Genomic DNA, 20,508 nt, shown 5'->3' with positions numbered 1-20,508 from the left:
TCGGATATCGGCCGTAGCAGGAGCGAACTCAGCAGGAACGAACTCAGCAGAACGAACTAAGCGCTCACTCAGTAGACCAACGACGGTGCATGATGTCAACGACGCCTTCTCCGCGACCCGCAGGACGGACCCCGTGACCGACACACCCGAGCAGACCCCCGACGCCTCTCTTGTCGCAGCGCTCCCGAGCGGTGGATCCGAGGTCGCGCGCCGGCTGGTCGCCTCCGCGGTGGAGTCCTTCGCACGCCGCGGCTACCACGCGACCACCACCCGAGACATCTCCGTCGGCGCAGGATTGAGCCCCGCAGCGCTCTATGTGCACTTCCCGTCCAAGGAGGCCGTGCTCTTCGAGGCCGGCCGCAACGGGCACCTCCACGTCCTCGAGGAGGTCGAGAGCGCCGCCACGAGTTCCACCGACCCGATCGAGCGGATCCGCGCCATCGTCGACCGTTTCGTGCGGATCCACGCCGTGCACCACACCACCTGCCGGGTCGCGCAGTACGAACTGCATGCGCTGTCGGAGGAGCACTACCGCGAGATCGCGGAGATCCGCAGGCGCACCGACGCGGTGGTCCGTGAGGTCATCTCCTCGGGGGTCGACATCGGCGCGTTCCGGGTCGGCGACGTGCCCACCGCAGCACTGGCGATCCTGTCGCTGGGGATCGACGTCGCCCGCTGGTACCGGCCCGGCCGCGTGGACGTCGACGATCTGGCCCGCAACTACGTCGGCCTCGCATTGTCGATGCTCGGGGCGCCCCGTAGCTGAACGAAGACGAGGCCCGCAACCCCGGTGGTCTCACCGGTGTTGCGGGCCTCGGATGTCGTTGCGGGTCCGGCTATCCGACGCCGAGCAGATCGATTACGAAGACCAGCGTCTTGCCTCCGAGCGGATGCCCGGAACCGGCCGGTCCGTACGCGAGCTGCGGGGGCACCGTGAGCTTGCGGCGTCCACCGACGCGCATGCCCGGAATGCCTTCCTGCCAGCCCGGGATCAGTCGTCCGAGCGGGAAGCGGACGGAGTCGCCGCGAGCGAACGACGAGTCGAACACATCGTTGGTGTCGTACTCCACGCCGTGGTAGTGCACGTCGACCACGCCGCCGGGCTGCGCTTCGTCGCCGTCACCGATGGTGATGTCCTCGATGACGAGATCGGCGGGCGCCGGGCCGGTCGCCGGCTCGACCGTCGGAACCTCCGGCGGCACCTGCACGGCGAGCAGGTCGATGATGAACACGAGCGTCTTGCCCGACAGGCGGTGGCCCGACCCGGCGGGACCGTAGGCGAGCTCCGGCGGGATGGTCAGCTGGCGACGGCCGCCGACCTTCATACCCGGGATGCCCTCCTGCCAGCCGGCGATCAGACCGGACAGCGGGAAGGTGATGGACTCACCACGGCTCCACGACGAGTCGAACTCTTCACCGGTATCGAACTCGACCCCGACGTAGTGGACTTCGACCTTCGATCCGGGCTCCGCTTCGGCACCTTCGCCGACCACCAGGTCCTTGATGACCAACTGGGTGGGGGCGGGACCCTCCTGGAACTCGATTTCAGGCTTTGTCATGCGTGTCTCCTCGTCGGGATTCGGTCGATCTTTCCGGTCGCTCCGAGGGTTCAGCGCTCCTCGAGGGACGTGTACGGGCGCTCGGTGTAACCGGTGTAGATCTGACGCGGACGGCCGATCTTCAGGGTCGGGTCCGAGTGCATCTCACGCCAGTGCGCGATCCAGCCGGGCAGGCGACCCAGGGCGAACAGCACGGTGAACATGCGGTCCGGGAAGCCCATCGCACGGTAGATCAGGCCCGTGTAGAAGTCGACGTTCGGGTACAGCTTGCGCTCGATGAAGTAGTCGTCCGTGAGGGCGGCCTCTTCGAGCTTCATGGCGATCTCGAGCAGTTCGTCGCCCGCACCGAGCTTCTTGAGGATGCGGTCGGCGGTCTTCTTGACGATCGCGGCCCGCGGGTCGTAGTTGCGGTAGACGCGGTGCCCGAAGCCCATGAGCTTCACGCCGTCTTCCTTGTTCTTGACCTTGCGGACGAAGTCCTTGACGTCGCCGTCGGACTTGTGGATGCCGTCGAGCATCTCGAGCACGGCCTGGTTGGCGCCGCCGTGCAGCGGGCCCCACAGTGCGTTGATGCCGCCCGAGATGGACGTGAAGAGATTGGCGTCCGAGGAACCGACGAGGCGCACCGTCGACGTCGAGCAGTTCTGCTCGTGATCGGCGTGCAGGATGAGCAGCATGTCGAGCGCCTGAGCGATCTCGGGATCGATCTCGTAGGGCTCGGCCGGGAAGCCGAAGGTCATGCGCAGGAAGTTCTCGACCAGCGACAGCGAGTTGTCGGGGTAGAGGAAGGGCTGACCGACCGACTTCTTGTAGGCGTAGGCCGCGATGGTCGGCAGCTTGGCGAGCAGACGGATCGTCGACAGCTCGACCTGCTCGGAGTCGTCCGGATCGAGGGAGTCGGGGTAGTACGCCGACAGGGCGTTGACCGCGCTCGACACGACGGGCATCGGGTGCGCGTTGCGCGGGAAGCCGTCGAAGAACCGCTTGAGATCCTCGTGCAGGAGGGTGTGGCGGCGGATCTTGTCGGTGAAGACCTCGAGCTGCTCCGCAGTCGGCAGCTCACCGTAGATCAGCAGGTAGCTGACCTCGATGAACGTCGACTTCTCGGCGAGCTGCTCGATCGGGTATCCGCGGTACCGCAGAATGCCCTTCTCGCCGTCGATGTACGTGATCGCCGACTTCGTGGAGGCGGTGTTGACGAAACCCGGGTCGAGGGTGGTGTACCCGGTCGCCGCGAGGAGCTTGCCCAGCTCGATACCGTCATTGCCTTCCGTCGCCTTGGCGATCGACATCGTGTGTTCGCCACCGGGGTAGCTGAGGGTGGGGTTGGTGTCATTCTCAGCGGGCACGAAGGATCCCTCTCAAGCTCAGACCTACGAGAAACTTCCGGACATTCACGTAGAACCTAGCCGTAGCGCGGGGTATGCGCTGCGGCAGGGTCCGCCGAAAGTCCCCGATCGGTATGTCGTCCATGTGGGTTCCGAACGCTCGCCCGCACCCTCCGCGACTGCGCCGCAAGGCCGGCACACGCCGATAACCTGCGGCAATACTACCCGGGTCTCACCAAGGTCGTTACGCGGGGATCTGCGCGTATCCGGCGCCCCACGCCGGCCACTGTACTCACGGCACGGCGAAGAGTGCGTCGACCAGCACGGCGGTGGTCTCCGCGACGGGCGCGCCCTCGAGGGGTGCGTCGGGGTCGCCGGTGGTCGAGTCCGACAGGATCGCCAGCAGCAGCGGTTGCCCGTCCGGCGACCACACCACCCCGGCGTCGTTCACCGTCCCATGATTACCCCCGCCCGTCTTGTCCGCCGACGTCCATCCCGGCGGCAATCCCCCGCGGATCCGGGTGTCCGAGGTGGTGGTGGCGCGCATCCAGCCGAGCAGTGTCCGCTGTTGCGGCGCGGGCAACCCCGCGCCGAGGAGCACCTCCCGGAAGCCGCGAGCGAGTCCGGCAGCGGTGGTGGTGTCGCGCTCGTCGCCCCGTGCCGCCTCGTTGAGTTCGGGTTCCCAGCGGTCGAGCCGGGTGGTCTCGTCCCCGACGGAACGGGCGAAGGCGGTGACGGCCCCGGGTCCGCCGATCCGTTGGAGCATCAGGTTTCCGGCAGTGTTGTCGCTGCGGGTGAGCGCGGCCTCGCACAGCCGGTCGATCGGCAGTACGCGCCCCTGATGTTCCGAGGTCACCGGCGAATTGACGACGATGTCCTCCGGGTCGATCGGGAGGGTCTCGTCGAGACGGAGGGATCCTTCCGCCTCGAGTCGCAGGATCGCGGCGGCGGCGTAAACCTTGAACGGAGAACAGATCGCGAACCGTTCGTCGGCCCGATAGGTGTGGACGCGCCCGGTCACCGGCGACTGCGCGACCACACCGAGCCGCACGGCGTAGCGGTCCTCGATCTCCCGGAGACGCTCGTCGACACCGGCGGCGAGCAGATGTGTGCCGGGTACCGAATCGGCCGTCGTCGACGGCCCCCTGGCGACCGGACCGTCCGGCGACCCGCAGGCCGCCGCGGCGGCGACGGAGGACAGGGCGAGGGTGGAGTGGAGAAAACCCCTGCGCGACAATCTTTTCCGGAGAAGTGAATCGGTGGAAGTCATGCCGACAGGACACCACCGACGGGAGTCGCCCCGCCAATACCCACCCGCCGTCCGCACGAGTCGGAAGAACTATCGCCGCTGTTGGAGGCGGGGACGACGGACGGGATCCGGCCGCGCGACACGCCGGGTCGGTGAATCGTCCGCCCGTGCTGATTGAATCCCCTGCCATGGACCTGATCCGCCACCTCCGGTTCTTCGTCACCGTCGCGGAGGAAGGACACTTCGGCCGGGCCGCGGCGGTGCTCGACATGACGCAACCTCCTCTGTCACAAGGACTTCGGAAACTCGAGCAGCATCTCGGTTCCGAACTCGTGCATCGCACCAGGCAGGGAGCGGTCCTCACGCCCGCCGGAGCGGAGCTGCTCCCCCGCGCTCGTCTCCTCGTCGACGACGCCGATCGTTTCCTCGCCGAGGCCGGGCGCGTCGCCCGCGCCCGGGGTCTTCTGCACTGGGGTGCCACCCGCGTACTACCCGATCGCCTGGTCACCCTGTGCGTCACCGTTCTGAGCAGACGCGGTGAGGCGACGGTGGCGACGCGTTCCGCGAGCACGGTCGAACTCGTCGACGCCGTCCGCTCGGGCATGTGCGATCTCGCCGTCGTCGAGCATCCGGCTCTGACCGAAGGACTCGAGGCCGGCCCGGTGGTCAAACTCCGGCGATGGCTGGTCGTGCCGGCCGACCACCGCAGCGCCCGCTCCGACCGGCCCCGTCTGCCGATGCTCTCCGACCTGACGTTCGCCGCGCCGCCGCGGACGGGGAACCCGGCGGCCTTCGACGCGGCGCAGGATCTGCTGCGCGAACGCGGACTCGATGTCGAGACCACCCCGGCGGCGGACGACCGCGCGGTGCTCGCCGCCGTGGCCGCCGGTACCCACTTCGGGATGTCGACCTCACCGCCCGGCTCGGTGCCCGGCGTGGCCTGGCTGGACTGGGCTCCGTCCGCGCTGGCCCTGCGGGTGCGCATCGTGCGACGTGCCGACGCCGACGTCGGTGCGCACGTCGACGCCCTCGACCGCGTGCTGTTCAAGGAACGCGTCCGGTGAAAGGCGGGGAACGGCGAGACACGGCGGTCGACCGGATCCGCGCGGTGTTCGCGGATGCCGGGTGCACGGGATGGCTGCACGCCCGCCGGTGTTCGGATCCACGTGCGGCGACGCTGTCGGTGCGCGGGGACGAACGCGTGGTCCTCGCGTCGGTGTACAAGCTTCCGCTGTTCCTCGCGTTCTGCGCGGAGGTGGACGCCGGCCGACTCGACGCATCCGGGCAGCTGCGGATCGTGCCGTCGGACTGCACCCCCGGCCCGACCGGGATCGCGAGCTTCCGGGATCCGGTGACGATGAGCCGACGCGACGTGGCCGCATCGATGATGACGGTGTCCGACAACGCGGCGGCCGATGTGCTGCTCGGCGAGATCGGCACGACCACCGTCGAGAAACTCCTCGCGCGCCTCGGACTCACGCGGACCCGGATCATCGGTGGCACGGCGGACGTCTATCAGCGCCTCGTCGAGGAGACGGACACCCGCACCACCGTCGAGGCGTTCCGGGCGCTCACCGACATCGATGCGGCCTGGACGGTCTCGGCGTACGACCCGGCCTACACGAGCGCGACCATCCCGGAGGAGATGACCCGGCTGCTCGAGGCCGTGTGGTCGGGCTCGGTGCTCTCGCCCGAGAGCACCGCCTTCGCGCAGCAGGTGATGCGCGCCCAGGTCTGGCCGCACCGCATCGCGTCGGGCTTCCCGCATCGCGGGGTCGCGATCGCCGGCAAGACCGGCACGATCGGCATCATCCGCAACGAGGTGGCGGTCGTCGAGTTCCCCGGCGAGTATCCGATCGCCGTCGCGGTGTTCACCCGCGCCGCCCGCGCGGATCCCGTACTGCCGGTCGTCGATGCAGCGATCGGTGAGGCCGCGCGCATCGCCGTCACCGAACTACGGGCGCCGCTCGCCGATCCCCGAGCGTTCCCGCCCGAGGTGTGACAGCGTTCCCGCCCGAGGTGTGACAGCGTTCCCGCCCGAGACGTGATGCTCCGTCGCCGTCGTCGTTTGCCCGCGCACCGGGTCGGGCACCCGAAACAGGAACAGTGAATCGACGACGAAGGAGCAACAGTGAAGGCCGATCGATTCCAGGAACTCGCTTCCGCTGCCGGTCCGTTCGCCTCGGTGTACTTCGAGGACACGCACACGACCGAGGATGCTGCGAAGGTCGCCGAACTCACCTGGCGCGCGATCTCCGAGAAGCTCGAGGAACTGGGGGTGTCCGAGGAGGTGCGCGCTCACGTCGAACACGCGGTGACCGAGGGGCCCACACCGGTCGGGACGAGCGGCCGCGCGGTGGTGGCGAACGCAGACCGCGTATGGGTCGACGAGCGGTTGGTCCGCCCTCCGCTGCAGACCGAGGTGCGATGGTCGGACGGTCCCTACCTGATTCCGCTCGTCGAACACGGCAGCCGAGGACGTCCGCATCTCGTGGTCAGGGTCGACCACGTGGGCGCAGATCTGACGGTTCACGACCGCAACGGCGCCGTCGTGCACGAGGAGACGGTCGAAGGAGACGACCACCCCGTGCACAAGGCCTCCGGGGCACAGACTCCCGGTTACGGCGATCCGGAACCTGCGGTGGAGGAGCAGCGCCGGCGGAACATCGCGAAAGTGGCGGAGCGTGTCACCGAACTCGCCGACGAGTACGGCACGGACCCGGTCTTCCTGATCGGTGAGGTCCGCTCCCGGAACGACCTGGCCGATGCTCTCGTTTCCCGCACGGCGGACGTGGCGGTGCAGGTGGAGACCGGTTCTCGCGCGGAGGGGTCCGATCCTGCGCAGACCCGGGCCGCCCTCGACGAAGGGCTCGCCCAGCAGCGGCTCGCCGAGATGGACGAGGCCGCCGAACGGTTCCGCGCCGGGGCCGGCACGGGGCTGGCCGTCGAGGGTCTGGCCGAGGTCACCGCGGCCCTGCGCGAACGTCGGGTCGAGTCGTTGATCATCGGCGATCTCGGGGACGCGACCGTACTGGTCGGGGACGATCCGTCCGTCGTCGCCCAGGACTCCGACGCGCTCTCGGCGATGGGATCGGAGAACGAACGGGTGTGCCGGGCGGACGAAGCCCTGCCGGTCGCAGCGGCGGTGACGGGAGCCGACCGCCTGGTGCGGATCGACGAGCGTCTGAGCCCCGCCGACGGGATCGCAGCGCTCCTGCGTTACTGATCCGCGCTACCCGCACCCTCAATCGAGGGTGCGGGTGACCCGGTACCGGACGAAGGCCGGGAAGGCGACGACGCACACGAGCGTGCCGACGATGACGAGGACGCCGCCACCGGCAGCCGCGACGGCCGTGCCTGCGGCCGCTGCGGCGGCGCCGTGGAGCACGTCGCCGATGCGCGGTCCGCCCGCGACGACGACGATGAACACGCCCTGCAAGCGGCCACGCATCTCGTCGGTGGCGACGGTCTGCAGCATCGTCGAGCGGAAGGCCGCGGACACCATGTCGACCGCCCCGCCGAACGCCAGGAAGAACAGGGCGACCCACAGCAGCAGACCGCTGCCGTCGGGCTCGGCCCACCACACCGCGACACCGAAGCCGACCATCGCCACGCCCCACAGGACGATGCACACGATCACGGCGAGACCCTGGCGCTGCACCCGCGGCAGCCATCCGGAGAAGACGCCGCCGATCACCGCGCCGACCGACATGGCCGCGAACAGCAGACCGAGGGCGAAGCCGCCCTGCGCCGGATCGCCGAACGACTCGTGGGCGATCTGCGGGAACAGGGCGCGCGGCATCCCGAACACCATGGCGACGATGTCGACGACGAACGACGCCAGCAGGATCTTCTGGCCCGACAGGTACCGGAAACCGTCGAAGACCGCGCGCAATCCGGCCTTGGTGACCTCACCGAGCGGCGGAATCGCCGGGAGTCGGACCACCGCCCACAGCGTGGCGAGCAGGAAGATCGCGTCCAGCAGGTAGAGGGTGGACAGACCCACGACGGGAATGAGAGCGCCGGCGAACAACGGACCGGCGATCGCCCCGAACTGCACGACCGTCATGTTCAGCGAGGTGGCCGCCGCGATCTGCCCGACCGGCAGCAACCGCGGGATCACCGCCGCCCGGGTGGGCTGGTTGACGGCGAAGAACGCCTGCTGCACCGAGAAGAGACAGAGCAGTACCCACACGTTGTTCAGACCGATCGCGGCCTGCGCCCACAACAACAGCGACGTGACACCGAGACCGGTGGAGGTGACGATGAGCAGTTTCCGGCGGTCCATCGCATCGGCGAGCGCTCCACCCCACAGGCCGAACACCACGAGCGGCACGAGCCCGAACACGCCGGTCAACCCCACATAAGCGGAGTTCCGGGTGATCTCGTAGATCTGCTGGGGTACGGCGACGACCGCCATCTGCGCACCGATGACGGTGACGATCCCGGCCCACCACAGCCGGGCGTAGTCCTTGTTGCGCAGCGGTGTGGTGTCGGCGAGCAGGCGCCTCACGGTTGCAGACGCTCGGCGATCCAGCGACCGTCCACCAGGCGGGTCCGGATCCGGTTGTGCAACCGGTTGGGCCGGCCCTGCCAGAACTCGACGGACTCGGGCACGATGCGGAATCCACCCCAGAACGGCGGCACCGGGATGTCGTCGTCGACCTCGTAGCGCTCGGCGGCCTCGACGAGGGCGTGCTCGAGATCGGCGCGTTCGGCCACGGGACGCGACTGCTGCGACGCCCATGCGCCCAGGCGGGATCCGCGTGGCCGCGTCTGCCAGTACGCGAGGGTCTCCTCGTCTGGCACGCGCACGACCGGTCCGCGGACGGTCACCTGCCGGTAGACCGGTAGCCAGAGGAAGGTCGCCGACGCATAGGGGTGCCCGGCCAGATGGCGGCCCTTGTCGGACTCGAAGTTGGTGAAGAAGGTCAGGCCGTCGGCGTCGATCTTCTTGCACAGCACGGTGCGGGTCGCCGGGTGGCCGCGCTCGTCGACGGTCGCGAGCACCATCGCGTTCGGCTCGGGCACCGCGGTGGCGACCGCGTTCGCAAACCACGTACGCACCAGCGGAAGCCAGCCCTCGGCGACATCGCCGGGGGTGAGATCGCGGTCGGCCGAGGACTCGTCGGTCGGCCCGGACGGGCTGTAGTCGACACGCATACGCGCGAGGTCGTCACCCTCGGGGCGCGGCAACGGGAAATCGGACGGCACGAACGACGACGGTACTCCCGGCATCCGGGCAGCGACGCTCGGACCACGGGCGCTACAGTTTTCACGACGACCCGAGTGGGGCGCCGATCACACCTGACGGTGACCTCATTCCACCGGCAGCGCGGCTCGGACCGGGCCGTGCTCGAACGAGGAGAGCCCAACCGTCATGGCAGCGCGCGCGTCAGTTCCCGAGGATTTCGTCGCAGGACTCGAAGGCGTGGTCGCCTTCACGAGCGACATCGCCGAGCCCGACAAGGACGGTGGCGCACTGCGCTATCGCGGCGTCGACATCGAAGAGCTCGTCGAGAAGGGAGTGACCTTCGGCGACGTGTGGGCCCTGCTCGTCGACGGCGAGTTCGGTCGCGGCCTGTACCCGGCCGAGCCGTTCCCCCTGCCGATCCACACCGGCGACGTGCGTGTCGACGTCCAGGCCGGTCTGGCGATGCTCGCACCCATCTGGGGCTTCCGTCCGCTGCTCGACATCGACGACGCCACGGCCCGCGACAATCTCGCCCGCGCCGCGGTGATGGCCCTGTCCTATGTGGCGCAGTCCGCCCGCGGCATCTACCAGCCCGCCGTGCCGCAGCAGCGCATCGACGAGGCGAGCACCGTCACCGAGCGCTTCATGGTGCGGTGGAAGGGCGACCCGGATCCCAAGCACGTCGAGGCGATCGACGCCTACTGGGTCTCGGCGGCCGAGCACGGCATGAACGCCTCGACGTTCACTGCCCGGGTCATCGCCTCGACCGGCGCGGACGCGGCCGCCTCGCTTTCCGGCGCGGTCGGCGCGATGTCCGGCCCGCTGCACGGCGGTGCCCCGGCCCGCGTGCTGCCGATGATCGAGGAGACCGAACGCACCGGCGATCCGCGCGGTCTGGTCAAGGGCATCCTCGACCGCAAGGAGAAGCTCATGGGCTTCGGTCACCGCGTCTACCGCGCCGAGGACCCCCGCGCCCGGGTGCTGCGCAGCACCGCGAAGCGACTCGACGCTCCGCGCTTCGAGGCGGCGGCCGCGCTCGAGCAGGCCGCCCTCACCGAGCTGCGCGAGCGTCGTCCCGACCGGGCGATCGAGACCAACGTCGAGTTCTGGGCTGCGGTGATCCTCGATTTCGCCGAGGTCCCCGCCGCGATGATGCCCGCGATGTTCACCTGCGGACGGACCGCCGGCTGGTGCGCCCACATCCTCGAGCAGAAGCGTCTGGGCAAGCTCGTGCGTCCCGCGGCGATCTACACCGGCCCCGATCCGCGCCCTGCCTCCGAGGTCACGGGCTGGGATTCGATCACGCATCGCTGATGCCTCTTCCTCGGCCGGGCCGACCAGCGCCCGGCGGAGGCTCCGAGGGGGCGGTCTAGACTGCCTGTGCACCATGTCCCTCGACTCTTAGGACACGCATTCCGATGGCAGACGCGTCACCGATCATTCCCGCCGACCTCAAGCCCGCAGACGGCCGCTTCGGCTGCGGCCCGTCCAAGGTTCGTCCCGAGCAGCTGCAGTCGCTGGTCGATGTCGGCGCTTCGGTGTTCGGCACCAGCCACCGGCAGAAGCCGGTCAAGGACGTCGTCGCCCGTGTCCGCTCGGGTCTGCGCGACCTGTTCTCCCTGCCCGAGGGCTACGAGGTCGTCCTCGGCAACGGCGGCACCACCGCCTTCTGGGACGCTGCGGCCTTCGGTCTGATCCGGGAGCGCTCGCAGCACTTCACCTACGGCGAGTTCTCGTCGAAGTTCGCGACGGTCGCGAAGAAGAACCCGTTCATCGGCGATCCGATCGTCGTGGGTTCGGAGCCGGGCTCGGCTCCGGAGATCGTCGCCGACGCGTCGGCCGACCTCATCGGCTGGGCGCACAACGAGACCTCCACGGGTGTCGCGGTTCCGGTGCAGCGTCCCGCCGGTTCCGACAACACCCTGATCGCGATCGACGCGACCTCGGGTGCCGGCGGCCTGCCGGTGAACATCTCCGACACCGACGTGTACTACTTCGCCCCGCAGAAGTGCTTCGCCGCCGACGGTGGCCTGTGGATCGCGCTGATGAGCCCGGCCGCGCTCGAGCGTGTCGCCGAGATCAAGGAGTCGGGTCGCTTCACCCCCGAGTTCCTGTCGCTGCCGATCGCCGTCGACAACAGCAGCAAGGACCAGACCTACAACACCCCGGCACTGGCCACCCTGCTGATGTTCGCCAACCAGATCGAGTGGCTCAACGGCAACGGCGGTCTCGACTGGGCCGTGGCGCGCACGAAGGATTCGTCCTCGCGCCTGTACGAGTGGGCCGAAGCCTCCGAGTACGCGACGCCGTTCGTCGCCGATCCGTCGCTGCGTTCGCAGGTCGTCGGCACCGTGGACTTCGCCGACTCCGTCGACGCGGCGAAAGTCGCGAAGATCCTGCGGGCCAACGGCATCGTCGACACCGAGCCGTACCGCAAGCTCGGCCGCAACCAGCTGCGCATCGGTATGTTCCCGGCCATCGATCCCGAGGACGTCACGCAGCTGACCAAGTGCATCGACTGGGTCGTCTCCCAGCTCTGAGTACGCCGCACAGCGGGGCCGGGTCCGATGTCGGATCCGGCCCCGTTGTCGTCATAGTCTCGACCTCGCATCGAGACATTTCGGCGAACCCTGGACGATAACGCGCCGCGTCGGATTTCTTGCGATGTCGCTCGGCGTGGCGCGGCGTGTCCGGCCACGAAAAATATCCAGGTCGGTTACAGTCGGGCGGGTCAATCGCGATCGGCGCGAGGAGGTCAAGGTGCGAGAGCTTCGAGTGGTCGGTCTCGAGCCCGATGCTAAGCATGTGGTGCTCGCCGATCCCACGACGGGGGACAAGTTCCGCATTCCCGTCGACGACACCCTGCGCGCGGCCGCTCGCGGAGATCTGGCCCGTCTCGGCCAGATCCAGATCGAGACGACCAGCCAGCTCCGCCCTCGCGAGATCCAGGCCCGCATCCGCGGCGGCGCCTCGGTCGAACAGGTGGCCGACGAGGCCGGCGTCCCGGTCGCCAAGGTCGAACGGTTCGCCTATCCCGTCCTGCTCGAGCGGTCCCGGGCCGCCGACATGGCCAAGAAGGGCCATCCCGTCCGCCCCGACGGTCCCGCCGTCGAGACCCTCCACGAGATCGTCACGCAGGCCTTCCGTGCTCGCGGGCACAGCCTCGACGAAGCCGAGTGGGACGCCTGGCGCGACGACGAGGGCTTCTGGGTCGCGCAGTTGCGGTGGCACGCCGGTCGTTCCACGAACCGCGCGCACTGGCGCTACCAGCCCGACGCTCACGGCGGCACGATCACCGCGCTCGACGACATTGCCGCCGATCTCGTCGATCCCGATTGCGGCCGTCCCCTGCGCTACCTGACCCCGGTCTACTCGGCGCGCGACGTCGACGATTCCACTGAGGTGGAGAACGCCGACCGTCACGCCCCGATCGCGCTGGAGGCTCCCGCTTCCGACGAACCGGCTCCGGAGCCGGTCGCCGACGAGGAGACCACCGTCGCCGTCACGGTGCCCGACGACGCCGATGCATCGCGCGCGTCGCAGGCTCCCGCGAAGGACAAGCGCGGCAAGCCCGCGCTCCCCTCGTGGGACGACGTGCTGCTCGGTGTGCGCAGTAACGGACGCGTCTGAGGAAGTCGTCGACGATGTCGGCGACGGTGTCGACGCTCTGGTACGTCGACGCACCCGATCCCGTAGCGGTGCTGCGCGAGTTCTCTCCGGACCGCGATGCGGCGCGAGCACTTCTGTCGCGTCTGTTCCCGGAGTTCCAGGTCGATCCCGGCGCGCGGGTACCGCTCGCCGACGCCGGGGGCACCGGCGAGGACGATGACGCCGAACAGTTCCGGGTCGGTAGCTATCCCGGTGTGACGGTGGTGTCGAGCCCCCGATTCGCACTACGCCACCCCTCGGAGCTGCCCACGATGTGGTTGCGCACGCCCGCCGCCGAACGCACGTGCCTGCTGGCATCCGATCCGGCCGGTGCGTGGGGATCGTTCGCCGTGTGGGAGTGCGGCCGGCTGCGCCGCGGCTTCGGAGCGAACACCGTCGAGTTCTTCGAGGACCAGGGAATCCCGTTCGTATGGGAGCGGCCGTTCTGGGCGGGCGAGCATCCGCTCCGCTGGCCGCCGAACGTACCCCCTCCCCCGGAGTCCCTGCCCTTCCACCCTCGCAAGCTCGTCGAGGAGGCCCACGGGGCGTGGCTCGGGTTCCGCTATGTCGGGCGCCGCGACGACGAACTCGACCCGCGGAACATCGACACCTGGAGTTTCACGCTGCGCACCCCGGTCCCGCAGATCTCCGTCCCCGCACCGAAGACCTCCTGGTGGCGGCGACTCGCGGCGCACTGACGTGCCGTCGAGCGACGCTCCCGGTCGGACTCGTCACTCCTCTGCTCCGACAATGAATTTCACCTCGTCGATGTCGTCGGGTGTGATCTCCGGGGATTGCAGGACGAGAGCCCAGGCGTCGACGTACTCGGTGCTGTACTTGTGGCCGTGCCCGGCCGGGACACCCGTGGAGAAGGGCAGATCGGCCGTGACCTGCCAGAAGGTCACGAACGGGATCCACACCATGTCCTCGAGCACGTCGCGGCCGGGGGCTTCGCCGATCCAGTCCGGCTCACTCGTGATCAGGTGCGGACTCCACCAGACGATCGGGTCCGACGGGTGCATCAGATACAGCACCCGACTCCCCTCCCACGGCTCGTCCGTCGGCGGGATCTCCGCCTGTGGGTCGTTCGTGAACCGCACCGTGCGGCCGTCCCGGAAGACCGGTTCGATCTCGGGGCTGCCGGCCTCCCGGCGATCGCTGAACTCCCGGAAGAGGACGTTGAAGTTCGGAGGTCCGGCGAAGACCGTGCCCGACGTGCGATTGCGCAGGTCGTACTCGCCGCTGAAGGCGGTCTCCCCGCCGAACGAACCGAGGCTCTCCCCAGCCACGAGCAGTCGGGGGCGGGCGTCCTGGGGAAGCTTCGACCAGACGTCGTAGACGGCGTCGAACAGGTCGCGTCCGGCTTCCCGCGCCTTCGACTGATCGACGAGATAGGAGATCCACGAGGGCAGATAGGAGTACTGGATCGCGACCGTCGCGACGTCGCCGCCGGTGAGGTACTCGACGGAGTCCACCAGGGCCGGGTCCACCCAGCCGCTCCCCGTCGTCGTCACGACGACCAGGTTGCTCCGCTCGAATCCTCCTGCCCGGGTGAGGTCCTCGACAGCGAGGGACGCGCGATCCTCGGTGTCGTCCGCCGATGCCAGGCCGGCGTAGATCCGGATCGGTTCGAGGGCAGGACCTTCGGTGAACTCACCGAGTTGTTCGGTGGTCGGCCCCTGCCCGACGAAGATCCGCCCCTGCCACCCGAGAGAATCCCACGGAACGACCGAATCCGGTCCACCGGAGCGGAGTGCGGTCGTCGGTTGCTGCACACCTTCCTCGGTTCTCGTGTCCCGCGCCGAGAACGCCGCATTGGCGGCGTCGATGAAGCCGGCGAGGAGCACTCCGGAGACGATCGCGTACACGAGTCCCGCGACGAGAACCCACCCCACGACGTTCGCGGCCCGCTGCCCGATCCACCGGTCGAGTGTCCGTGCCGCCCAGTGATACAGGGCGCGGATACCACGTCCGATCGCCAGCAGCACAGCGAACATCACGACCGCGACGAGCGGGGAGAGAACCGCAAGTGCCAGGTTGTACTCGGAAACCCCCATCAGAGTACGGATCTCGTGCTGCCAGTACTGGCCGAGCCCGAAGAAGACCGCGAAGAGGACCGCCCCGCAGGTGCCGAAGATCCACCACGACGCAGCCTTGGGAGACCGAGGAGGCCGGTCGGCGAAGGCGCGCCACACGAACGCGAGGAGCACGCCGAGGCCGTATCCGATCGCGGCAGTGATCCCGCAGATCATCCCCTGCAGGATCCCGCCGCGCGGAAGCAACGACGGGGTGAACGACAGGCACGCGAAAAGCACTGCACCCCAACACCCGGGAAGTGTGAGGTGCAGTGCCCACCGCCGTGCCCGCGATCGGGGAACTTCGGTCGCGACGTTCGCGCCCGGATCACCCCGGACGTTGCGGCCGTTTTCTTGCACGGTCGCGTCAGTAGTAGTCGGAGCGTGGCTGCCAGGTCGAGATCGCCCAGATCACGACCGCGTCCAACGCGATGATCAGGATCGACCACCACGGGTAGTACGGCAACCACAGGAAGTTCGCGATGATCGACAACGCGGCGATGATGATGGCCGTGACGCGAGCCCACGTGGCACCGCTCATCAACGCGAGACCGGCGACCAGCATCACGACGCCGAGGACGATGTGGATCCATCCCCACGTGGTGAAGTCGAACTTGTAGGTGTATTCCACACCCCGCACGAAGACTTCGTCCTCGGCGACCGCCGCGATGCCCTGGAGGAGTTGGACGACACCGACCGTTGCCAGGATGATCGCCGCCCCTATCGAGGTACCTGCGGCGATGCCCTGTTTGACACTCATACTCTCCCTGTCGGGACGTACGTCGTGCGACATGACGATCCTCTCGTGTACGAAGGAAACACCGGTCGTGCGCCGGTCCTCGCGAGGAACGGCCGCGACCCGATTCGGAGGAACAAGGGTGCCGCCGAGTTGCGCCGCCACCCTCACACTTTCACCCGCCGGCTACTCGACGCGACGCGTCGAACGCACGAGCCGACCACGGAAGGGCACCGGCCTCAGATGCCCTCCCCGCAACGATGGTTCACGCGATGGGCACGCCGTCACGTCCGGGCGCGACGGTGCCGAGTGCCTGAGCCTTGAGGTGTTCGAACTCGGCAGGCGTGATCGCGCCGGAATCGAGCAGGCCTTTGGCGTCGGCAATCTGCTGAGCCGGAGATTTCCCGACCGCCACGGTCCGGATGTATTCGTCGGTGGCCTGCTTCGCCTCGGCCTGGGCCTGTTGTGCCCGCAGAGCCATTCCCCGACCGCGAACGATCAGGTAGACCAGCGCTGTCAGGTACGGAAGGAGCACCAGACCGATGACCCACATCGCTTTGACCCAACCGGACACGGAGTGATCCCGGAAGAGGTCGACGATGATTTGGAACAGGACGATCAGGTATGCCACGAAGGCGAATACGACGACGGTGTACCACACGTAGTCCCAGAATGAATCCATAGCCGAACCTCCTCGGCCGAACCGATGGCGGGACGATGCCCCCATGAAACCACCGGAGAATGAAGATCTCGAATCCTGTTTCCCCCTGCGGTGTGCCGCTACGGCACTGCCACTACTCGCGGCCCCCGGTCCACTCATCGATACCGGCGTCGAATCGTGACGACTGTCCGATTCGGGCTTCGGCAGGTCCATCTTCAGTCATGACGACCTCCGTCCCTCTGATCGGGGAGGGCCGGATATACCATACGCCCGTTCATGGGTGGAGGACATCGGTTTGCGCAATCGGCGCGATTCGGTACCGGCTCGAGTCGGTCAGGAGTACACCGCGCGGGGGTTCCAGGTCGCGATCGCCCAGATGACCACTACATCGAGGGCGATGATCGCAAGCGCCCACCCTGGGTAGTAGGGAAGCCACATGAAATTCACCAGGATCGACAGCGCGGCGATGACCATTGCGGAGACGCGCGCCCATGTCGCCCCGGAAATCAACGCGATGCCCACGATCACCATCACGACACCGACAACGATGTGGACCCACCCCCACGTGGTGAGATCGAACGTGAACAGATACTCCTGGCCGGCGACGAAGACTTCGTCCTCGGCGACCGCAGCAATTCCCTGCAACAGTTGCAGAGCACCGATCAAGGTCATGATGATTGCGGCACCGACCGACGTTCCCGCGGCGAGACCCTGCTTGACCGACATTTCCTCCCGCTCGGCATGCACATTGCGTGACATGATGCTCCTTCCGGATGACCCGACATCTCGAGTGTGCGCTTCGTCGGAATTCTCCAATGGAGGTTGGGGGTTTTCCGCCGGCAATCGCACCCAGAACTCGTTCAGGACACGAGCAGCGCGAGCCAGCCGAACGGCACACCGGCCAGGAAACCGGCGGCGAGCCAGCGCAGTACCTGCACCCGGAGCCACGACCACACGGTCGGCGCGACTCCCGCGACCGTCACGACATTGACGACGACGGCGAGGGCCGGATGGATCCGGCCGAGCACCTGCCCGCAGGCGACGACGGTGATGACGGTGGCGACGAAGGATAAAGCCGTCAGCGTGAGCCCCGTCGCCCAGGGAGTGGGCGCGGGACCGCGAGCCTGGCTCATCGCGGAAGCCGCACCCGCTCGTAGAACGCCATCGCAGCCGCGGTGGCCACGTTCAGCGAATCCGTGCCGACAGCCATGGGAATCCGGGCACGCACGTCGGTCGCCCGCATCGCATGTTCGGTCAGGCCCGGCCCCTCGGCGCCGAGCAGGAGCGCGACTTTTTCCCCCGTCATCGCTTCGGCGAGCGGGATCGCCCGTGGGTCCGGGGTCAGGGAGATCAGCTGGAATCCTCTGCTGCGCAACAGATCCAGGTCGTACGGCCACCGGTCGACGTGCGCGAAGGGGACCCGGAGGACGTGCCCCATCGACACGCGCACCGCACGCCGGTACAGAGCGTCGGCGCATCCTTTCCCGAAGAGCACACCGTCGACGCCGAGTCCGGCGGCGTTGCGGAACATCGAGCCGACGTTCTCGTGGTCGTTGACCCCTTCGAGCACCGCGACCGTGGTCGCCTTGTCGAGGACGTCGTCGAGCGAGAGCGGTTCGGGCCGGTGCGCGACGGCGAGCACCCCGCGGTTGAGGTGGAAGCCGACGACCTCCGCCATGGTCGCCGCATCGGTGCGGTAGAACGGCACGTCGACGTCACGCAGGTCGTCGGCGAGTTCGTCCAGCCGCCGACTCACCCCGAGCAGGCTCGTCGCAGCGAACCGGGAGTCGAGCATGCGCTGGACCACCAGCACACCCTCTGCGATCACCAGACCCTTGCCACCGGGAAGGTCGGGCCGACGGTCCGCGGAGTTGAGATCGCGGAAGTCGTCCACCCGGGGGTCGGAAGGATCGTCGATGTCGATGACGTGAACCACCGGGTCATTCTCCCAGCGGCCCTGCACCCTCCCGCACCGGGTCGGTCGTCACGACCGCGGTGCGGTCGGTCGTCACGACCGCGGTGCGGTCAGTCGTCATCGACCGCGGTGCGGTCGGTCGTCACGACCGCGGTGCGGTCGGTCGTCATCGACCGCGGTGCGGTCAGTCGTCTTCAGCGACGAGCGCCGTAAGGATTCCGACGGCGTCGCGCAACGTGGCGAGCGAGTCGGGATCGAGTTTGTCGAGCCGTTCGGTCAGCCACACTTCGCGTGCCTGCGCCTCGTCGGCGAGCAATTCCCTCCCGGCTTCGGACAGCGTCACGATGATCTGTCGTCCGTCCGTCGGGTGCGGCGTCCGCTCGACGAGACCGAGTTCGTGCAGAGACGCGATGACCCTGGTCATCGAGGGTGGTTGGACGCGTTCGCGCGCTGCCAGTGCCCCCGGGGTCATCGCACCTTCCTGCGCGAGGGTGGCCATTGCCGAGATCTGGGTCAGAGAAACTCGGGAATCGGTGCGTCTCCCCCGCAGATGACGCGTCAGACGCACAACGGCGAGTGAGAGGTCACCGGCGAGTGCGCGTGTATCCGAGATCATGGCGTGCAGAATACGTCACATCGCCCGAAACACGCGTCGGCTGCCTAGGTGAGCAGTTCCGTGAGCGGATCGACCGAGAAGTACAGGGCGAACAGCACTGCGACGATCCACATCAGCGGATGGATGGTGCGGATTTTGCCGCTCGCGGCGTGCAGGATCACCCAGGTGATGAAGCCGACGCCGATGCCGTTGGCGATCGAGTAGGTGAACGGCATGACCATGATGGTCAGGAAGGCCGGCAGCGCCACAGCGAACACCGAGAAGTCGATGTCGCGGACCTGGCCGATCATCAGGGCACCGACCACGACGAGAGCCGGAGCGGCCGCTTCGATCGGGACCACCTCGTACAGCGGGGTCAGGAACATCGCGAGCAGGAACATCACACCGGTGACCACGTTGGCCAGGCCCGTGCGGGCTCCTTCCGCGATACCCGAGGCCGATTCGACGAACACCGTGTTCGACGAGGCGGAAGCGCCACCACCGACGATGGCGCCGGTGCCCTCGACGACGAGGGCCTTGCCGATGCCGGGCAGGGTGCCGTTCTTGTCGGCCAGGCCGGCTTCCTTGCCGAGGCCGGTCATGGTGCCCATGGCGTCGAAGAAGTTCGCGAGGACGAGCGTGAACACGAGCAGGGTCGCGGCGATCACGCCGATGCGGGTGAACGCGCCGAACAGGTCGACGTTGCCGACGAGGCTCAGGTTCGGGATGCCGAAGAAGGAGTCGGGGGCGTCGGGGGTGCTGAGGTTCCAGCCCTTGGGGTTGGTGCCCAGCGACGGGCCGACGTCGGCGATGGCCTCGATGATCATCGACAGGATCGTCGTGGCGACGATGCCGATCAGCAGTCCGCCGCGCACCTTGCGTGCGACGAGCACACCCATGAGCAGCACACCGACGACGAAGACGAAGGTCGGCCACGACGCGATGGAGCCGTCGATGCCCAGGCCGACAGGGACGGTGGTGCCGGCGGCGTCGGGGATGCGGCGGACGAAGCCGGCGTCGACGAGGCCGATCATGGCGATGAAGGCGCCGATACCGGCAGCGATGGCGGCCTTGAGTTCTGCCGGGATCGCGTTGAAGACCGCGGTGCGGAAACCGGTCAGGGCCAGCACGACGATGATGATGCCGTCGATGACCACCAGGCCCATCGCTTCGGGCCAGGTGACCTGCGGCGCGATGGTCACCGCCAGCAGGCTGTTGATGCCGAGGCCGGCGGCGATGGCGAACGGATAGTTGGCGACCACACCGAAGACGATGCTCATGAAGCCGGCGACCAGCGCGGTGACGGCGGCGACCTGGTTGATGGGCAGGATGTTGCCCATCACGTCGATCTTCGCGCTCGCGTCCTCGGCGGAGAAGCTACCGAGGATCAGCGGGTTGAGGACCACGATGTACGACATCGCGAAGAACGTGACGATGCCGCCACGCACCTCTCGGGACACGGTGGAACCGCGTTCGGTGATCTTGAAATAGGTGTCCAGGAAGGACGTTCGCTTGGAGTCGGTGCCTACGGCCATGTCCACAAATCCG

21 protein-coding genes and 1 pseudogene are annotated in these 20,508 nt (G+C 68.1%); 8 read left to right on the top strand and 14 right to left on the bottom strand.

Annotation, left to right across the window (positions count from 1 at the left end):
• Window positions 1–85: 85 nt before the first annotated feature.
• Entirely contained in the window at window positions 86–766 is a 681-nt protein-coding gene (locus NVV99_RS06515; protein WP_024103099.1) for a TetR/AcrR family transcriptional regulator, read from the top strand.
• A 70-nt stretch (window positions 767–836) separates the two neighbouring features.
• On the opposite strand, the gene NVV99_RS06510 is transcribed toward NVV99_RS06515, so the two are convergent.
• The 4 genes and pseudogenes from NVV99_RS06510 to bla all read right to left on the bottom strand — a co-directional run bounded on the left by NVV99_RS06510 (window position 837) and on the right by bla (window position 4,157).
• A complete protein-coding gene (locus NVV99_RS06510) occupies window positions 837–1,202 on the bottom strand; it encodes an FKBP-type peptidyl-prolyl cis-trans isomerase (protein ID WP_039958015.1) in 366 nt (121 codons plus the stop codon).
• A 6-nt stretch (window positions 1,203–1,208) separates the two neighbouring features.
• Window positions 1,209–1,559: pseudogene (locus NVV99_RS06505) on the bottom strand (FKBP-type peptidyl-prolyl cis-trans isomerase); the annotation flags it as partial.
• Window positions 1,560–1,609: 50 nt separating this feature from the next.
• Window positions 1,610–2,908 carry a citrate synthase gene (locus NVV99_RS06500; protein ID WP_006551650.1) on the bottom strand — a complete coding sequence of 433 codons (1,299 nt, stop codon included), beginning with the start codon at window positions 2,906–2,908 and terminating at the stop codon, window positions 1,610–1,612.
• Window positions 2,909–3,179: 271 nt separating this feature from the next.
• Window positions 3,180–4,157 (bottom strand): class A beta-lactamase, encoded by a 978-nt coding sequence (gene bla / locus NVV99_RS06495; RefSeq protein WP_242411684.1) that lies wholly within the window; start codon window positions 4,155–4,157, stop codon window positions 3,180–3,182.
• A 167-nt stretch (window positions 4,158–4,324) separates the two neighbouring features.
• Between bla and NVV99_RS06490 the strand changes: the two genes are divergently transcribed.
• The 3 genes from NVV99_RS06490 (at window position 4,325) to NVV99_RS06480 (ending at window position 7,362) form a co-directional block, all read left to right on the top strand.
• Window positions 4,325–5,200: a LysR family transcriptional regulator gene (locus NVV99_RS06490; RefSeq protein WP_006551653.1), complete on the top strand. Its 876-nt coding sequence runs from the start codon at window positions 4,325–4,327 to the stop codon at window positions 5,198–5,200.
• Complete coding sequence (locus tag NVV99_RS06485) at window positions 5,197–6,138, top strand: serine hydrolase (RefSeq protein ID WP_024103097.1); 942 nt, start codon at window positions 5,197–5,199, stop codon at window positions 6,136–6,138. The genes NVV99_RS06490 and NVV99_RS06485 overlap by 4 nt, the downstream gene beginning before the upstream one ends.
• A gap of 129 nt (window positions 6,139–6,267) precedes the next feature.
• The gene (locus NVV99_RS06480) at window positions 6,268–7,362 is read left to right on the top strand and encodes a hypothetical protein (RefSeq protein WP_041803553.1); all 1,095 of its coding nucleotides are present in this window, start codon (window positions 6,268–6,270) and stop codon (window positions 7,360–7,362) included.
• Window positions 7,363–7,380: 18 nt separating this feature from the next.
• Here NVV99_RS06480 and NVV99_RS06475 read toward each other — a convergent pair whose 3' ends face one another.
• Complete coding sequence (locus NVV99_RS06475; RefSeq protein WP_024103096.1) at window positions 7,381–8,649, bottom strand: MFS transporter; 1,269 nt, start codon at window positions 8,647–8,649, stop codon at window positions 7,381–7,383.
• A complete protein-coding gene (gene pdxH / locus NVV99_RS06470; protein WP_197481817.1) occupies window positions 8,646–9,332 on the bottom strand; it encodes a pyridoxamine 5'-phosphate oxidase in 687 nt (228 codons plus the stop codon). The genes NVV99_RS06475 and pdxH overlap by 4 nt, the downstream gene beginning before the upstream one ends.
• Before the next feature lie 184 nt (window positions 9,333–9,516).
• Here pdxH and NVV99_RS06465 point away from each other — a divergent pair, with 184 nt between their 5' ends.
• The 4 genes from NVV99_RS06465 (at window position 9,517) to NVV99_RS06450 (ending at window position 13,676) form a co-directional block, all read left to right on the top strand.
• Window positions 9,517–10,644, top strand: a complete 1,128-nt coding sequence (locus tag NVV99_RS06465; protein ID WP_006551658.1) for a citrate synthase 2 — start codon at window positions 9,517–9,519, stop codon at window positions 10,642–10,644.
• Between the two features lie 104 nt (window positions 10,645–10,748).
• Entirely contained in the window at window positions 10,749–11,870 is a 1,122-nt protein-coding gene (gene serC / locus NVV99_RS06460) for a phosphoserine transaminase (RefSeq protein WP_006551659.1), read from the top strand.
• 220 nt (window positions 11,871–12,090) lie between these two features.
• Complete coding sequence (gene sepH, locus NVV99_RS06455) at window positions 12,091–12,960, top strand: septation protein SepH (protein ID WP_024103094.1); 870 nt, start codon at window positions 12,091–12,093, stop codon at window positions 12,958–12,960.
• A 14-nt stretch (window positions 12,961–12,974) separates the two neighbouring features.
• Window positions 12,975–13,676: a hypothetical protein gene (locus tag NVV99_RS06450; RefSeq protein ID WP_024103093.1), complete on the top strand. Its 702-nt coding sequence runs from the start codon at window positions 12,975–12,977 to the stop codon at window positions 13,674–13,676.
• A gap of 33 nt (window positions 13,677–13,709) precedes the next feature.
• Here the strand turns inward: NVV99_RS06450 and NVV99_RS06445 are convergent, their stop codons facing one another.
• The 8 genes from NVV99_RS06445 to NVV99_RS06410 form a co-directional block, all read right to left on the bottom strand.
• Window positions 13,710–15,293 (bottom strand): alpha/beta-hydrolase family protein, encoded by a 1,584-nt coding sequence (locus tag NVV99_RS06445; protein WP_041803552.1) that lies wholly within the window; start codon window positions 15,291–15,293, stop codon window positions 13,710–13,712.
• A 127-nt stretch (window positions 15,294–15,420) separates the two neighbouring features.
• The gene (locus NVV99_RS06440; protein WP_024103091.1) at window positions 15,421–15,846 is read right to left on the bottom strand and encodes a hypothetical protein; all 426 of its coding nucleotides are present in this window, start codon (window positions 15,844–15,846) and stop codon (window positions 15,421–15,423) included.
• 208 nt (window positions 15,847–16,054) lie between these two features.
• Complete coding sequence (locus tag NVV99_RS06435) at window positions 16,055–16,471, bottom strand: SHOCT domain-containing protein (protein WP_024103090.1); 417 nt, start codon at window positions 16,469–16,471, stop codon at window positions 16,055–16,057.
• Window positions 16,472–16,783: 312 nt separating this feature from the next.
• The gene (locus NVV99_RS06430) at window positions 16,784–17,209 is read right to left on the bottom strand and encodes a hypothetical protein (protein ID WP_019289926.1); all 426 of its coding nucleotides are present in this window, start codon (window positions 17,207–17,209) and stop codon (window positions 16,784–16,786) included.
• A 101-nt stretch (window positions 17,210–17,310) separates the two neighbouring features.
• The gene (locus NVV99_RS06425) at window positions 17,311–17,583 is read right to left on the bottom strand and encodes a DUF2537 domain-containing protein (protein WP_019289927.1); all 273 of its coding nucleotides are present in this window, start codon (window positions 17,581–17,583) and stop codon (window positions 17,311–17,313) included.
• On the bottom strand, window positions 17,580–18,386 hold the full coding sequence (locus NVV99_RS06420; protein ID WP_024103089.1) for an RNA methyltransferase: 807 nt from the start codon (window positions 18,384–18,386) through the stop codon (window positions 17,580–17,582). The genes NVV99_RS06425 and NVV99_RS06420 overlap by 4 nt, the downstream gene beginning before the upstream one ends.
• 163 nt (window positions 18,387–18,549) lie before the next feature.
• Window positions 18,550–18,981: a MarR family winged helix-turn-helix transcriptional regulator gene (locus NVV99_RS06415; RefSeq protein ID WP_006551668.1), complete on the bottom strand. Its 432-nt coding sequence runs from the start codon at window positions 18,979–18,981 to the stop codon at window positions 18,550–18,552.
• A 44-nt stretch (window positions 18,982–19,025) separates the two neighbouring features.
• A complete protein-coding gene (locus NVV99_RS06410) occupies window positions 19,026–20,495 on the bottom strand; it encodes an NCS2 family permease (RefSeq protein ID WP_033096781.1) in 1,470 nt (489 codons plus the stop codon).
• Window positions 20,496–20,508: the final 13 nt, after the last annotated feature.

The sequence above is a fragment of the Rhodococcus sp. PAE-6 genome, assembly GCF_025290685.1.
Taxonomy (GTDB): Bacteria; Actinomycetota; Actinomycetes; order Mycobacteriales; family Mycobacteriaceae; genus Rhodococcus; species Rhodococcus pyridinivorans.
The sequence above is the reverse complement of the archived record's forward strand: the minus strand, read 5'-3'. Positions and strand labels throughout refer to the sequence as shown.